The sequence below is a fragment of the Haloarcula halobia genome (assembly GCF_029338255.1).
Lineage (GTDB): Archaea > Halobacteriota > Halobacteria > Halobacteriales > Haloarculaceae > Haloarcula > Haloarcula halobia.
In genome coordinates this window covers 2,580,207-2,595,510 of the sequence record NZ_CP119787.1, presented here as the reverse complement: position 1 = coordinate 2,595,510, position 15,304 = coordinate 2,580,207, and the positions used below count along the sequence as shown (strand labels likewise).

14 protein-coding genes are annotated in these 15,304 nt (G+C 54.6%); 5 read left to right on the top strand and 9 right to left on the bottom strand.

From position 1 onward, the window contains the following. The first annotated feature begins 16 nt into the window (after window positions 1-16). A complete protein-coding gene (locus P1K88_RS13800) occupies window positions 17-1,141 on the top strand; it encodes a hypothetical protein (RefSeq protein ID WP_276410807.1) in 1,125 nt (374 codons plus the stop codon). 218 nt (window positions 1,142-1,359) lie between these two features. Here the strand turns inward: P1K88_RS13800 and P1K88_RS13795 are convergent, their stop codons facing one another. From P1K88_RS13795 to P1K88_RS13765, 7 genes are all read right to left on the bottom strand, one after another. Continuing rightward, entirely contained in the window at window positions 1,360-1,845 is a 486-nt protein-coding gene (locus P1K88_RS13795; protein ID WP_276410806.1) for a hypothetical protein, read from the bottom strand. Window positions 1,846-1,854: 9 nt separating this feature from the next. Further along, window positions 1,855-3,573: a hypothetical protein gene (locus P1K88_RS13790; protein ID WP_276410805.1), complete on the bottom strand. Its 1,719-nt coding sequence runs from the start codon at window positions 3,571-3,573 to the stop codon at window positions 1,855-1,857. A gap of 224 nt (window positions 3,574-3,797) precedes the next feature. Further along, window positions 3,798-4,103, bottom strand: coding sequence for a hypothetical protein (locus P1K88_RS13785; RefSeq protein WP_276410804.1), 306 nt, complete (start codon window positions 4,101-4,103; stop codon window positions 3,798-3,800). Between the two features lie 80 nt (window positions 4,104-4,183). After that, window positions 4,184-4,435, bottom strand: coding sequence for a hypothetical protein (locus tag P1K88_RS13780; protein WP_276410803.1), 252 nt, complete (start codon window positions 4,433-4,435; stop codon window positions 4,184-4,186). A 65-nt stretch (window positions 4,436-4,500) separates the two neighbouring features. Continuing rightward, window positions 4,501-5,646, bottom strand: coding sequence for a hypothetical protein (locus P1K88_RS13775; RefSeq protein ID WP_276410802.1), 1,146 nt, complete (start codon window positions 5,644-5,646; stop codon window positions 4,501-4,503). A 122-nt stretch (window positions 5,647-5,768) separates the two neighbouring features. Continuing rightward, window positions 5,769-5,981 carry a hypothetical protein gene (locus tag P1K88_RS13770; protein WP_276410801.1) on the bottom strand — a complete coding sequence of 71 codons (213 nt, stop codon included), beginning with the start codon at window positions 5,979-5,981 and terminating at the stop codon, window positions 5,769-5,771. Between the two features lie 341 nt (window positions 5,982-6,322). Next, window positions 6,323-7,603, bottom strand: coding sequence for a PD-(D/E)XK nuclease family protein (locus tag P1K88_RS13765; RefSeq protein ID WP_276410800.1), 1,281 nt, complete (start codon window positions 7,601-7,603; stop codon window positions 6,323-6,325). A 233-nt stretch (window positions 7,604-7,836) separates the two neighbouring features. Between P1K88_RS13765 and P1K88_RS13760 the strand changes: the two genes are divergently transcribed. The 3 genes from P1K88_RS13760 to P1K88_RS13750 all read left to right on the top strand — a co-directional run bounded on the left by P1K88_RS13760 (window position 7,837) and on the right by P1K88_RS13750 (window position 11,484). Beyond that, window positions 7,837-8,184, top strand: a complete 348-nt coding sequence (locus P1K88_RS13760; protein ID WP_276410799.1) for a nucleotide pyrophosphohydrolase — start codon at window positions 7,837-7,839, stop codon at window positions 8,182-8,184. Window positions 8,185-8,189: 5 nt separating this feature from the next. After that, window positions 8,190-10,079: a DUF2075 domain-containing protein gene (locus tag P1K88_RS13755; protein WP_276410798.1), complete on the top strand. Its 1,890-nt coding sequence runs from the start codon at window positions 8,190-8,192 to the stop codon at window positions 10,077-10,079. Window positions 10,080-10,320: 241 nt separating this feature from the next. Beyond that, complete coding sequence (locus P1K88_RS13750) at window positions 10,321-11,484, top strand: hypothetical protein (protein ID WP_276410797.1); 1,164 nt, start codon at window positions 10,321-10,323, stop codon at window positions 11,482-11,484. Window positions 11,485-11,499: 15 nt separating this feature from the next. Here the strand turns inward: P1K88_RS13750 and P1K88_RS13745 are convergent, their stop codons facing one another. Beyond that, the gene (locus tag P1K88_RS13745; protein WP_276410796.1) at window positions 11,500-12,360 is read right to left on the bottom strand and encodes a hypothetical protein; all 861 of its coding nucleotides are present in this window, start codon (window positions 12,358-12,360) and stop codon (window positions 11,500-11,502) included. Window positions 12,361-12,707: 347 nt separating this feature from the next. Between P1K88_RS13745 and P1K88_RS13740 the strand changes: the two genes are divergently transcribed. After that, window positions 12,708-12,989, top strand: a complete 282-nt coding sequence (locus P1K88_RS13740) for a hypothetical protein (protein ID WP_276410795.1) — start codon at window positions 12,708-12,710, stop codon at window positions 12,987-12,989. A 132-nt stretch (window positions 12,990-13,121) separates the two neighbouring features. On the opposite strand, the gene P1K88_RS13735 is transcribed toward P1K88_RS13740, so the two are convergent. Continuing rightward, window positions 13,122-15,251 carry a DUF262 domain-containing protein gene (locus P1K88_RS13735; RefSeq protein WP_276410794.1) on the bottom strand — a complete coding sequence of 710 codons (2,130 nt, stop codon included), beginning with the start codon at window positions 15,249-15,251 and terminating at the stop codon, window positions 13,122-13,124. Window positions 15,252-15,304 lie beyond the last annotated feature (53 nt).

Sequence of the window (15,304 nt, the reverse complement as noted above, 5' to 3'; positions counted from 1 at the left end):
ATATGAGTGGATAGACTTGGAAACACGCGACTACCAGCCACTCGTCCATGTGCCCGGGTGGCATCAAGATACGTACGCGGATGTTTTGAACCGTTGCGAGACCCACCAGATCACGATTGGTGGGCGGTATCCGGATGTGCTTGGGTTTACGCATGCTGATCGCGTGTTCGCCGTCGAGGTGAAGGGATCGAACGGGTTACTCCGCGGGATCGGGCAGGCACTCACGTACCAGCAGGGGGCGCACGTCTCCTATCTTGCGGCGGCTGCCGACACGGTCGGGCAACATACTGATTTGCTCCGGTCGAAAGGTGTCGGCGTGATCGGTGCGACGGACGATGGGGTGACGCGATGGTCGAGTCCACCGACCTCGGAGTCCCACGAGCAGGTCGTTGATATTGAGGGGCAATTGTCGGTTCGACTGCGCCGGAGTGACATTTCCGGTGATATTGCGAGTCTTTCGCTTGCCCAACCGCTGAATTATCTCGCGCCGGTCGTCGCGGTCGATCAGCAGGGCCCGCTGGCTGGCGATGAATTAGCGGATGTGATCGAAGCTGAGTACGGCTTCGGCGCGGGCACCCAGGCCCGGCGGAGTGCGCTGTCACTTGGACTGTTGGAGGGTACTGATCGGTTCTCGCTAACTGACCAGGGGGAACTTGCAGCGACAGTGCTTCGCGGATACGGGATATCGACACTCCAGGAGCTCGATGCAGTCAAAGATGAGGTCGGCCGTTCGACGGTCGTCGCGGAGCACCAGCCGCTCGCTATTCTGCTTCGGAACTGCTACGAGCGACACCCGGAGTTCCGGTTGTTACTTGACGCGTTGCGGAAAGAGGGGCCGCGGATCCACTTCCCGGACTTGGTTCGTCGGTTGGTTCACGAGTACCCGAACGTCTTCCTGAACACGTTCTGCACGCGGGCAGGCCGAACACGGGCCCGGGAACTGATCGAGGCAGGGCAAGTGTCCCGCATCTACGAGGAGGAGGCCGTCTGGAAGGACATTATTCGAACGAACGTGCTGTTCAATTTCGTCCAGCAACTCAAGCACATCGGCGTGCTTGCCGCGGAGACACGCAGTCACAGCGGGAAAATCAGCGAATACGACCCGGATGCGAAGCCGTGGGTGTTGCGCGAAGCTCGGTGAGACGTGGCGGAGGTGATCTGGTTGGTGGAGTCCAGAGTGTGCTAGACGCACACCATGTGTGTGAGTTTCAGTTGACGGATTGCTGAGTTGCGTTCATTTGCCATATTCGTGCGCGGTATTCGAAGTCTCCTGGCGAGGCGGCTCTCAGGAGTTGTTTTGAAAGTTGAGGCGCATATTTAGCGGTAAACCTGCTATAGAGATGAGGGGTAAATCCGCGTTCAGACGTCGGATTGGTACGGGTTCTCTTTCGCCTCCTGAACATCCTCATCCTCCACGATTTCATTCCCGCTTCTATCGATGTTCAACTCCGCGATCAGCTCTGCTGTCTCCTCCCGGTCCTCCGCCTCTTCACCGCGGATCTTCCGCAGGCCGCGTCGCAGTCCTCGTATGACTCGTGACCCGGTTTCGGTCGTCCGGTAGATGTAGATCTTCCCCTCTTCATCGTCTACTTCGACCAGGCCCAGTTTCTCGTATTCCTCCATGAGGGCGGTGAAGCCCTCGTCCATCGGGCCTCGTTCTTCGCTGCGGAAAGGCCAGTCTGTCTCGTCCAGTTCCTGCGCGTTCCGGTACTGGTAAAGCGACTTATGGTACTTTAACCGGCCGTCGATTTCTCCCTCGAACTCGTCGAGGAGAAGGAGATGCGGGTGGTGAGCCGCCTCTTCCAACGGCATCGGGATGTCCGGCCGGGGGTCTTTTTCACTCATGTTTGGTTATCAGGGGAAGTCTGTGAGCTTGCTCTGAATCGTGTTCCGCTGCAACTCCATAATCTGCGAGGTGGGGATTACATCCCAGACGTTCTCGTCGGACGATGTGAAGACGTACTGCCGGTTCTCGTCTTCTAACAGGTATCCGAGCAGGTCGCTGGTGCTGGTCCGATCCAGATGGTTGAACGGCTCATCTAAAACCAACGTGTTGACGGCAGCTAAGCCACTGTCGGTGGCGAAGTTCTGCAACGTGATCACGAAGGAGATATTCAATAGTTGCCGCTCCGAATCACTGAGATCGTCGCCGTTGTACGGTCGGTCAGCTGGTGAGCCCGGTAGGAATATTTCACCCTCATTACTGACCCAGATCTGCTGGCCGATCTCCGGCGACAACTCTTGGAAGACTTCGGTCCATGCATCGGCGAACTCTCTCACCGCAGCCCTGTAACTGTCCTCCTCAAGTTCGCTTAACCGTTCCTCCGCAAATCTTCTCGACTCTCTCAAGAACTCAAGTCGGTCCTCGATGACGTCGCGTTGTTCTTCCAATTGTTCTAGCTCTTCCCGCCGGTGTTCCAGCTTTTCACGTACCTCTTCCAGAGCGTTCACCGCTTCGTCGACAACGGCCTTGATATCACCGTCGTGATCATCCAGCTTACGCTTAGCGTTCGGATCCAAGTCCTCCAACGACGGTTGCTCGGCTTTGAGGCGTTCGATCTCGTGTTGCACTTCTTCACGTTCCTCCTTCAACTCGTCAATCTCCTCTTGGAGTTCCTCTGCCACCCCTTCTGTATCCTCCTGCTTCTCCTCTAGCTCCTCTCTGAGTTCGCTGGTCGACTTCTTACGTGCACAGAACGGACAGCGATTATCATCGATCCGGTTCTCGGCCTTTCGACTGGTGACCGATGTCTTGCACGCCGGGCAGACGAAATCGCTTACAGCCTCGGCGATCAATTCGTTGACCTCGGCCCTGTAGGACTCGGCGTAGTCACGACGGTTCCGCAGCCGATCCAACTGCTTCCGAATCCCTTCCTTCCGTGCAAACAAGTCATCCAGTTCCTCTTCCAGTTCCTGGTGCTCATCGAGGACGCGTCGAATCTTCTCCAGCTGCCCGGACTCACCCATCGTGACAACCGTTTTCATACGTCGTTCCTGCGACTCAAAGCTCTGAATCTTGCTGCGGACCTCATCGATGCTTTCCTCTACTTTCCGTAACTCGTCGTCTTCCTCGGAGATCCACCAGTCAAGCTGATCCCAGGCCTTGGAGTGCCGCTCGATAAGCACCTGGTGCTCAGGGTCAGTAACGCTCCGGATCAAATCTAACCGCTCCGGACGCGACAGGTTCTCCAGCGGCAGCATCTCGATACGGGAATTCAGGAAATAGTTCTCCAAGATGTTCTCTGGCCCTGTATCTTCCCGGAGCTGTGTTTGAGCCTCGCCCGCCTCGAACTCGTTGTCCCTTGTTTCGTACCACGCGCTTGGGTGGCCGCGGAAGAACCGTGACCCGTCGGTAAACCCGATTTCGACTTCGTTGCCGCGGCCAGGAGACATTCCGACAGTTTCGCCGAGAACGGCGTATCGAAGCGCGTTGAAGGTTAGTGTTTTCCCACTACGGTTCGTCCCTTTGATCAACAGCGAGTCTCCGTTGACGTCTTCTTTTTCAGGGTGTGTTTCGGCGGTATATTCATCTTGCTGCGAGAACTCGCGGATTTCGATTGAATCAAGCCTCATCTGTCACCTTTGCTACTTGTGTTGAGTATTCGAGGACTTCGTTCATTTTCCTGTACGAGGCTATGCTGAGGCCGTAGCCGAACACGGCTGCCAGTCCGAAGCCTGCGACTATCCCGGTGTACCCGAATTCACCGAATTCGAGTACTGCGGATACAGGGATCGCGGCGGTGATGACTATCCCTGAGAGAATGTTGACTATCTGGTTGAAGAACTTCTCGTCAAGGTCATCCAGTTCTTCCTGGAAGCTCCTCGCTGTACTCGTTGTAGAATCTCTTCGAGCCCTGGTGAAACTTGATCCGGACGAAGGCTTCGGCGACTTTCTCCGTGGCGAATATTTTCGCCCACTTCTTGTAGAACTGTTTCGCCGCTCCCCAGACCATGAATGGCGGGATAACTGCGATGATTCCGGCGGACACGCTTCGATCAAAAGTGGATGCATCGAGGTAGTACCCAGCTATCAGGAGCGAAACAAGGTATAGGGCTCCAAGACCCACCCCACCTTTCTGCTTGATCTGTTCGAGACTGGGCACGTTAGTGGTACCACATAGCATGCAAGTATCAATTTTGCGGATAGAAAATTCTCGCCGGCTGTCTTCAAGGCGGAAATTGGTTAGAGATGAAGGGTCAAAGCTAGGTATCGGTACGCTCTCACGCCAATCCCCCAGACGACGACTATGACGGTGAGTGCGTTGAGGATGATCGCGGCCTCGATAATGTAGCTCATCGGTTCCATAGCCTCTGAAATTGCCGTGGTTAGAACCGTAGATCGACATTGTGCTGCCGGGAATCCTACGAGAAGGAAGTACAGGCCGTTCCAGAACTCGAACTCTATATCCCGCTCTGAGATATCGGTGTGATCCATCCAAGAGGGCGACCTCGCAGGTTAAGAGAGAATGGGGAGAAATCGTTTTTAAAGATCAAGGCTTGTCAGGCCCCAAGATCGACGACCTTCACCGCGACTTTTACCTCGGAACCCGAAGGAGCCTGGAACCGGTAGACTTCGTGGTCCTCAAACCGCGTCAGATCCGTCTCAAAGTTCTCGTGGGCTTCGATAGCTTCCTCAATCCGGTTACGAACCTGGACCACGTCCCCTCTATTAGAAAAGACAAGGAGAGCGGCGTGGCCGTCGTCAACGGTCAGGTTGCCGAGCAGCTGGTCAACCGCGTCTTGGAAATGGGATTTCCCCTGCCAGAACTTGCACTCCGCGATGAATAGGTTCACACTATCGTGGCGGAGAAGGATGTCCGTCTTCCCACCGCGGTTGAAGCTTTCACCGGTCGCCGAGCCGTAGTGCGAGTCAATTGCTCCGAGGAAGATGTCGCGGAGTGACTCCTCGTCGAGTTCTCGGAGCCGGTTCTTTGACCGTTCGATGTTCACCCTCATGCCGTTGATGATGTCCAGGATGTCGACGAAAGTCCGATCCCGGATCCGCTGCCGCTGCTCCGCCTCGCCTTCGAGATCGGGGAGCTCAAGGTCCTTCTTTTTTTCTGGTTCGACGAAACCTTCGTCCACGGATTCGGTTGAGATCCCGAGCTCGTCTAGGGCCTCTTCCTTCGCCTCCATGTTCTCCCGGTGAGTTTCGATGTGGCGTCGGGCACGGTTCTCGAAGTCTTCCTGCATCTTCCGGATATCCCGGTTCAAGTGTTCGACCTCGCGCTCCAGCCGCTCCTCCCACTTGGATATCTCGCTGTCGATCGTTTTCTTGATCTCGTCCGCGTCTTTCCCTTTGACCTCGTAATCAACGTTGTAAACTATCTGGCTCTGAGTGAGCTCGTCGTATGTTGGCAACGGATGAGTGGTTCTCTTCGGTCGCTTCAAGAGAAGATGTTTCTCGCCGCTGTACGGCACTTTCAATTTCAGGCGTTGAACTTTCTTGGTAACCTTGCCGCCGCCGGGAAGGTTCCGTGAAGGTCCGAGGCGTTCGATGGTTTTCTTGACTTGGCCGACATCCTCCGTTTTCGGTTCGTGAAGCCGGATCGGAGTCGGCGTGTATTTGGAGGCGAAGATGAGGGCGAGAGAGTCCGTGCTGTTATCCAGTTCAGCAGAGGAGAGCTGTTCGATCTCCTGCCGCATTTTCTTGCGTTGGCTTCGCTCGTGTTCGGAGAGATGATTGTCTGAGAAGAGCGGCTGAGACGACCTCGACATTTATTCGAACAGGTAGCCGACCCGTTGTTAAGGTTTTTACTACCGCCAATTCAGATGTCGAACTTACGAACAACTCGTTCCGTCGGACGGTCGTCACTTACCCGCCAGAGTCCCTGTGGCCAGAATGATTCCTCGTAGCCGAGCAATCGATTGACTGTCTCCGGTTCGACATCGACCGAGTCGTCGTAGCCCTCCACGACGTAGACATCGAGTGCCGGGCCACCGTCCCAATACTCGTCGCGGACGTGTTCGGTGTGCGCCATCGGACCGACACGCCCGGTCCCCGTATACTGGCTCTCCGAGTTACGGTAGATCAGGATCGGGTCGCCGCGCTCCATCCGTTCGAGATTCCGGCGGTTTCGCTTCCAAGAACCCTGTTCCGGATCAGTCCGGACGCCCCAAACACGGGCGCGATCAGGAAATGAGTCTGGTCGGTCGTCCCAGTCCGACAGGTCGATTGGTTCGGCAAGTGTTCGCTGAAACGACGGTTCGTCTACAGGCACGAGCCACAAGTTCATGCATGTCTTATGACAGTGCAGTACCTAAGTCGGTGGGATGCCGCGTCACTGTGACCTTCAGATTCTGCATCGCCGATGATATTTGTTTACTCCTTTGAGTATTGCGTGTAATCTTGTGCCTCCAGAATCTCCGTCACTAGTCGGGTGACCGGTTCTGAGTCCTCTAATGCGAACTGGAGGTTTTGGTAGTATCCGTCCTCGTCGCCAGGCTCATACTCGTATACGAATCGAGCTAACTTCTTCTGTGACTGCCCTGGGTTCTTATCTGATTCCTCCCATCGCGGGTCCTCGATTGATTGAACGGATCTTTCAATTTGGGCGAGGATGTCGTCTCGGAACTGGTGGTATCGTTCACCGCTACTGTTGGTAATTGTTGAGCGGTCTGGCTCTTCAAGTTCGAGGATGAATCGAAGCTGTCCTTTCGTGAAGTCGTCCTCCGTTGGTTTGTGTTCCCAGTGTATGTCAAGGTTCTCTGAGCCAGATTTGGCTGTCACCCACCGGGGAACACGGGCCTGACCGTATCCCTGTCCGATATCGTCGTACTGCCACTCCATCTCGTGGTCGTTGCTGGGCTGGTACGATTCCTCTAGTGCCTGTCCCCAGTTTTGCTGAAGGATGGTCTTGACGAACGTTTCGATAGCGTCTCGCGCCTCGGTGATTTCGTCGCGGTATTCGAAGTAGAGATCCTTACGCTGTCGTGTATCTTCGTCTATCTCGGTCATGGCTAGTTGGGAATCGATGAGCGTCGAGAAATCTGAGAGCTGTGCGAGCGATCGTGCTGGGGCGTGTCCCGTCGAATTTGCCAGAGTGTCCTGGACAACCGACTGAACATCTCGCCAGGCGAGGTCAGAAAACGCTGGCGAGACCGAAGGCGCAGCTTCTGTCGGTTTGATGTAAATGAAATCCCCGTCTTCGTAGGTCGAGACCCCGTTCGGGACAATGGAATCGTCGTTTGCATACCGGGTGGTTTGAGGCTGTTCTCCTCCGCCTTCAGAGGCATGCACTTTCAGTTCGATACAGAGAAACCACTCTGAGCCACTCGTGATGATGAGATCGGGTCGATTGTCGTCTGAAGATTGACGCTCTGCTGTGACCTCGACACCCTGGTTTGCCCGGAGACCCGTCTCCGGAGGTGAAAACGAGATCATCTCGTTGCTCTCAAGAAGGTCGAAGAACCGACTCAGAAACTCACCCTCGAATTGATGTGGTTGGTCTGGGGCCAGAAAGTACCGAAGGTACGACTGCCAGGCGTCTTCGTACCGCCCCATGTCCAGTAGTTCGAATGCAGTTTTCGGATGGGCAGCATCTGTGGACAACCCGTGTATTGCATTTGCGAACTCTTCTAGTCGTGATTCTAAATCCTCCACGAATCGGGTGATTAACGGCCAGAGTCTTGTAGCTACTTACTACCATTTGGAAAGACATTCTCCATGCCAACGTGCTATTCAATTTCGTGCAGCAGCTCACGCGCAGTTGAGGACGATTCCGATGTGAAGCCGTGTATTCTGCGAAGCGAGTGACGGGTGTGGCTGTGTGTTTGGTTTCTCTTCGTGATTCGTGCTGCCGTACTTCTTTATGAATGTCCGGTAAAGGGGGGCGTATGCAGTTTGATGAGTTGAATGCGGAGGTCAGGGAGTTCTGTGAAAAGCGGGACTGGGGGCAGTATCATACGCCGAAAGAGCTGGCGATCGGGTTGGTCACGGAGTCCAGCGAGTTGTTGGAAGTGTTCCGGTTCAAGGATCGGAGCGAGCAATCGGATCTCTTAGCAGAGGCTGGGAAACGTGAAGAGGTCGAGGATGAACTGGCGGATATCTTGTTTTTTCTGCTGCGATACGCTGATGTGTACGATATCGATTTGGAGTCCGCTCTGGAGCGGAAGCTGGAGAAGAACAGGCAGCGTTATCCGGTGGATGAATATAAAGGAAGCAACAAGAAGTACGACGAATAACGAGTATGCTTGTCTATGAGAATACGAAATCTGGATTCTTAGACGATACCTTGGCTGATCAGTTGGTGCCGGAGATCAAGCGCGGGTACGAGTCAAAGGGGCTTGGCATGGGGAGTGAGAGTGAGGTTCGGTCGTGGGAGAACTCCTTCCAGTATATGTACAAGGTGTTGCGTGGGAGCGATGTGCCTGACGATGCGGGTGTCGCTATTGAATTTAAGATTCCGCTTACGTCTCGTCGAATCGATTTTCTGATCTCGGGGTACGATGCGGCTGGCAATTCGAACGTGGCAATTGTTGAGTTGAAGCAGTGGGCAGGAGAGAGTACGGAGACTGTTGAGGGTAAGGATGGGATCGTCAAAACCGCTCTTGGAGGCGGGATTCGTGAGACGACGCACCCGAGTTACCAAGCGGTGTCGTACGCTGAGTTGTTGAAGGATTTTAACACCTCTATTCAGGAGAAGCCAATTCATCTCTACCCGGCGGCGTATCTCCACAATTTCGAGCAGGAGCACCGTGGGAAAATAGATAATGACGTGTACCAGCCGTATACGGAGCAAGCGCCGCTGTATGTTCGTGGTGATGCGAAGGAACTGCGGTCGTTTCTGGAAACACAGATTGATGTTGGTGACGACCGGGAGACGCTTTACGAGTTGAACGAGGGGGAACTCAAGCCGGCGAAGACACTGCAGGATTCGCTGTTGGCGATGCTGGAAGAGCAAGACGAGTTCACATTGATTGACTCGCAGAAAGTCGTGTTTGAGCGGGCAGTTGAGTTAGCGAAGCAGTCTAATCGTGATGGGCAAAAACGCGTATTGATCGTTGATGGTGGACCTGGGACTGGGAAGACGGTGGTTGCGATCAATATCTTAGCGGAACTGATCCAGAACGATCTTGTGACGCAGTACGTCTCGAAAAACCGTGCGCCGCGAGAGGTGTACAAGGAGAAACTGCGGGGCGACAAGTTGGTTAAAGAGATCGACCACTTGTTCACGGGTGCAGGGAGTTACGTGGAGACTGAGGCGAACACGCTGCCCGCCCTGGTCGCTGACGAGGCTCATCGCTTGAACGAGGAATCGACGTTCTTCGGGCGTGGTGAGAACCAGATCATGGAGATCATTAACGCCGCGAAATTCAGCGTATTCTTCATTGATGAGAGTCAGCGCGTCCATATCGATGATATTGGATCTAAGGACGAGATTCGAAAGCATGCCCGGGACTTGGGCGCTGACATCGAAGAGTTAGCGTTGGAATCACAGTTTCGATGCAACGGCTCGAAAGGGTACATCGCGTGGCTTGATGACGTGTTGGAGATCCGGAACACGGCGAACGCGGATGGGTTCGACTTAGATTACGATGTGCGAATGTTCGATGACCCAAGTACGCTACACGCGACGATTGTGCGGAAGAACGAGCGCACGCGATTGTCACGAGTGGTGGCCGGGTATTGCTGGGAGTGGGAGAAAGAGGAACGGTCCAATCCTGAGGCACATGATATCAAGATCGGTGACTACGAGCGGAGTTGGAATTTAGATGCTGGCGACCCCTGGGCGATCGCCGAAGGTTCGATTGACGAAGTCGGGTGTATCCACACGTGCCAAGGGCTTGAATTCGACTACGTCGGCGTGATTATCGGCGAGGATCTGAAATACCGCGATGGCGAGATCGTCGTTGACCACGAAGCACGCGCAACCACCGACCGGTCGCTGTTCGGCATCAAGAAAATGTTCGACGAACAGCCAGCCAAGGCGGCTGAGATCGCTGAGGAAGTGATTAAGAACACGTATCGTACGCTGATGAGCCGCGGTATGAAAGGATGTTACGTGTACTGCTGTGACGATCAACTCCAAGAGTACCTCAGAACACGGGTCGCAAACGTTAGTACTGGATCTCAATAACCGGATACCAAACTGGGAATCCAACGCCTATTGTTCGGGTCGTTAATTTCTTGAATCGGTGTGTCTGGGCGAATGTCAGTTGGCGTTCATTCGTGTTGCGTTTACGAGTGCTATTCGTGCACTGTACTGGTTCTCGCCCGGTGATGAGGTTCTAATGTTGGTGAGCCGGTGAATAGTTTGAGTGGCGCTTCGGGTGTATGGCTTTTTGAAATGGTGTTCTGTTAGTACATATCGATAAACTATGGCGGAGAACCCTATTGTCGTGGACTCCGGCTGTGAAAACCGGCAGGACAAACTGCCTTACCCGATTGTTCAGTACCCAGCTCACTACGGTGTGTTTATCGGGTTCAAACCGGAGTCGGATGGCGATCTCCATTTTTGCAGCTGTGCTAAGGACGCGATCCGGAACTACATCCGGTGTGGAATGGAGAACCCGGCTGTCTCTGGCCGTACACCCTCAGTTGAGAACATTCTCAGTCGGAAATTCCCCGAAGATGCACTTGACCAAGTCTCGGATACGGATGTTGACTCACCGGATGCCATCGTTAATGAACTGAATTTTGCCGATCAGCTCTGCCACCGCTGTAACGGTGTCGTCCCCGAATATCGGTACTGTCACGAGATGTACGGCACTGTCTTCATGCAAAAACACGGCTGGTACGTTAACCAGCAACAGTACGAATACGGTATCTGCGATGGGAATGACTATCTCCACGACGTCCTCCCCGAAGATATCACCGGCATCGTGGACGATGGCTTCCGCGACCGCCTTGACCGATACGAACGCCTGCAGGACAAAAAATGGGAGCGCGAACGAGAAATCCGGGAGCAGAAAGAGGAAGCGATTGACGAGGTCCGCGACGAACTGCCGGATGATATCGACCGGGAGGAGCGGTACCGCCGGATCCGCGAGGTCCGGGAGCCCTACGAAGAGATGGACCCACTACCCGGCGACGAAGCCGAGGAATTCGCGGAGCTACAGGATCAGTTACAGGCGGAGCGCAAGGAGATTATGGACAGCGTCGAGAACGAGGTTCGGCAGGCGTTCGGCCATTACAAGAAGGGGAACCGGTGGACCAGCGAAACTATCCTCTACCAGCTTGTGGAATCGAACTATCCTGAGCACACCATCAAGCGTCACTACCGACCGGACTTTCTCGACGGACTGGAGCTGGATATCTTTCTGGAAGAAGCTGATGTCGGGATTGAATACCAGGGAATTCAGCATTACGAGGCTGTGGATCACTGGGGTGGCGAGGAGGGTCTCAAACAGCGGCAGGAGCGCGACCAGAAAAAGAAGGAGCTGTGCGACGAGCATAGTATCGATTTGGTGTGCATTAGGCACGACCAGGAATTGACGGATGCACTTATCGAACGGACAATCGACCCGTTGGTTGAGGAGTGATGGTGCTGCGTGGTGTCAGACAGCGGTCGATTCTTCCGCAGAGGACCGTTTGTGGTGGTATCGGAGGCTTCCCGCAACCGCCATACCGAATAGGATGCCGACACCGTGCGCCACAATATTTGTCACTCCGCCATCGGACGTGATATCTGACGGGAGCGAGGCGGTGAATCCGAGGACGCTCACAACGATCGAAACTAAGAGTACCAAGCTCAGCCGACCGTTTTTATTCCCCCATTCAGATAGTTCGGCGGCCGATGCCACGTACGAGGTTCGCGTACCGGCAAACATACCAAAGAGGATGAGTACGCCCACACTGATGACTACGCTCCGCCCGGTCAGTATACCGAACCCCAGCATCAGATACCCGAAGTAGAGCCCCATCGATAGCACGGCAACTGTTTCCTCCTGTTTCTGGGCGAATGTGTGAAGGATAGACATAAGCAGGAACCCGGCCAGAGCACCGACAACTCCGGAGAATCCCCGGTCGTTCTGGATCTCAAAGCCTAGGATTTCATAGAACGCAAGGTAGCTGCTGGCGCTGATGATGAATGGACCGATCGCTAGGATAATGGCCAATCCGGCCCAGAATCGACGTTCCTGCTCACAGTAGCTCTGAAGGATCCAGCAAGGGAAGACCAAGAGTAGGTAGCCGACGAGGTTGCCGATTAGGTGGCCGTCATCTAGTCGATGGTCGTGAACAAGTGCGTTCGTCCAGAAGTTGTGGAGGCGTGGGTTAGTGTGGTCGAGAACGAGGGTCTGTTGGAACGAGAGGGGGGTGCCGTAGTAGATGACTGCCAGTACGGCGGGGATTACCAGAAGGGCGAACATTTTGAGGACGTCCAGATAGGTGATCCGGGGCGTCTCTGGCAGTTCCATCATCCGTCAACAAGGCATCTGTTTGCATAATAGTTGTTAACTGATTACAAGTGAGTATCCGGGAACGCTTAACAATCCTCGTGTGGGATCTCTACAGCGATTCCGTAATTTCCATTGTTGATCACTCTGCTCCTTTGAGTCTCCCGCTCAAATGCGGGCGATATTATGTTGGATTGCGGAAACCGACGTTCCGGGCGCTTTAGATGGTGTATTCGGTATTTCCGTGCCATCTCTTCCGTGGTCAAAACTGTAGGGAACCATCTGTTTGCGTTTTATCTGGTGCCTGGAACGCCTGAGAGCCAAGGTTTTTAAACTGGGTAGAGTCTCAACCTGTTCGGGTCGAACCAATGCAAGAAACAAACGCAAGCGTCCGAGTACAGAAACTTGACGAAGCAAAAGACATCATCGTAGAGTTAGAAGAACAGAAAGGAATGGAATTAGGCGGACCGCGAGGTGCGTTATTCCGTGCTGGTAGCACTGTGGATTCCGGGCAGGCCTACATAGGGCATATGGAGAAGGCGATGGGACAAACAGCGGGGCTGGCTATCGAAGGCGGGTACGACTATGTCGCGTCAGAAGCTGCTCAGCTCATCCGAGATCTCCAAGCAAGCCAGGCGAACGACGACTAAGCGGTCGGTTCATTTACAGGCGATTGGCTGGGGCAGAATAAATCTTCGACACGCGTGATAATCCATCACATCAATCACGGGCACAAGGAAAACTCGGACTGCGAGGTTTAGACGGCTCGCAGAAACCGGGCGTTAGGTGGGGGCCTCCACGGTAAGTGCCTCGTCGGTGGGTGACCAGGTATGCTTGTTCTGCTCGGCGAGACCAACGTTCTGGAGGCGACTCAGAATCGAACCCACCTCGTTTCGCTCTGTACCGTTCGAATTTGGTTCCGTGAACGGTGAATCGGGAAGTTCGCACACATCTCCGTGGATGACACGACGAACCGCGCCGCCGGTGTTCTGGCGGAGTGCCTTGAGGACGAACTGTTCCTCCGTCGTAAGCCGGTCAAGGGCGTCTGCAGGTTCTTCAACACCGCCAAGACGTGTCTCAGGCGTCGCCCACTCTTTGAGAACAAACTCGATTATCGCCTCTTCGCGGTTCTCGATATTTTCGACGGACCACTCGTCGTAGTTGTCCTGGATGTCCCACTGAACCCAGAGCTTCGACTCTACGTACCCGTCGTCGCGCTTTGTCTCGAACGCAGCGTTCCCCCATTTCGAGTTCCACGATCTGCTTGCCAACGTGAGGTTCCCGAGCCGGTGAACATATGCATCATACCGAGCTTCGGGACTCGGATACTCGTCGGCATCCTGGATCGGGAGTTCGTCGGGACTCTGTGGCCAGATGTGTTCGACCGTGTATTCGTTGCTCATTGCTTCCGAGAGCGTCGGGCCCCCACGTTCACCCTTCTCGTCAGCTCGGTGTTCGTTGTAGAAGTAGAAGAGGTACCGAAGGTCCTGTGAGCTTGCTTTCGAGTAGAGGTCTGCAGCGGACAGTGACCGTCGGAATTGCGAGTCGTCCTCGTATCGGTTCATCAGGGAGACGACTTTGCTCACCCAGACATCGGCAGGGCTGTCCTTGCTGAGGTTCCGAGTGCGGACGTAAAGGCTGGATTCACCAGTGTGGCTCCGATGGTTCCCAATAGAGTAGACGCGGAAGATGTACGTCTCAATCGCGTTCAGAAGCTCCTGTCTCCCGTCCTCATCGAGGTTCGGCCAGGCTTTGAGGAGCAGCGGGTAGAACTTCGTCGCATGACGCAGGCGATGTATCCGCTGGACAAGCGTCGAGATGTCGTCGTCGTCAGTACGGTCGAGTACTTTCGCTAACGCGTTGAACCCGCGCTCTAAGCTGTTGGTGTAGTCGCGGATGTATTCCAAGCACGCTTGAGAGTCTTCCCTTCGAAGCGTGCGAATGTGTTCTTTCAGTTCGGTGAGGAAGGCGGGATCGCTGTACTCGTCGGAGTTTGACCAGTCGAAGTACGAGATGAAGTGGTACCGCTGGACCGCATCGTCGCTGATGTCGGTGATGTACGGTGACTCCAGCATCGTCTGGTGATCGTTGTACATCTCTCCGAAGGACTGCCGAATGCGGCGAATGGTTGCTTGGGCCTCACCTTCGTCGGCCGCAGCGAGGTAGGCCATCCGCATCAGGAAGGACTTCGTCTTGTCGAACGTTGAGAGGGACCGACCGCGATCGTTGACGCTGTCGAATATGAGTGTCGCCTTCTCCGGGTTGGCTGCGTCAACGACGTACACCATCAGTTCGAGTTCGAGGATGGTCTCCCAGAGCTGTTTGAGTTCGGTGGCGACGTCTACAGGATTAACATCAGGGGACGCAGTGAGATTATCGAGTTGCTCGTCGAAGTATTCCTTCGCCTCGATCATCTTCCGCTGAGACGGGCGCTCTGGCTCGTGAACGTCGTGCCCGGTAAGCAACCATTCGAGGTACTTGTTGTCCTCCTCGTCAAGTAATTGGAGCTGATAGATGTTGTCCTCAACAAGAAGCGTCTCGCGCATCTCTTCGACGTCGCTGAGTATCTCGGCCTCGTGATCCGTTTCCGGTGCGATATCCTCCAGACACTCCGTCATTGAGCGCACCAGCAACGCAAGCGAGGTGAGGCGTTGTTGGCCATCGATGAGGAGGTTGATCGGTTTCTCTCTAGAAGAGCCGTATCCACCAGTACTCCCACCGCTTTCCGTTTCATCCGTCTTCTGGATGATGATCGTCCCGAAGTAGTGCTGCTTGTCCGGAGGTAGCGTGTAGAGGTCAGTCCAGAGGTCGTCCCACTCCGGCTCGGTCCACGAGTAGTACCGCTGGTACTCCGGAACGTGGAACACCCCTGCTGTCGTCAGTTCTTCTAACGATTTCTTTCCCGATTCCATACACCTGATTGCTCAGAGAAGGCAGAAAGTTCCTGTGGGAATCACGCTACTGG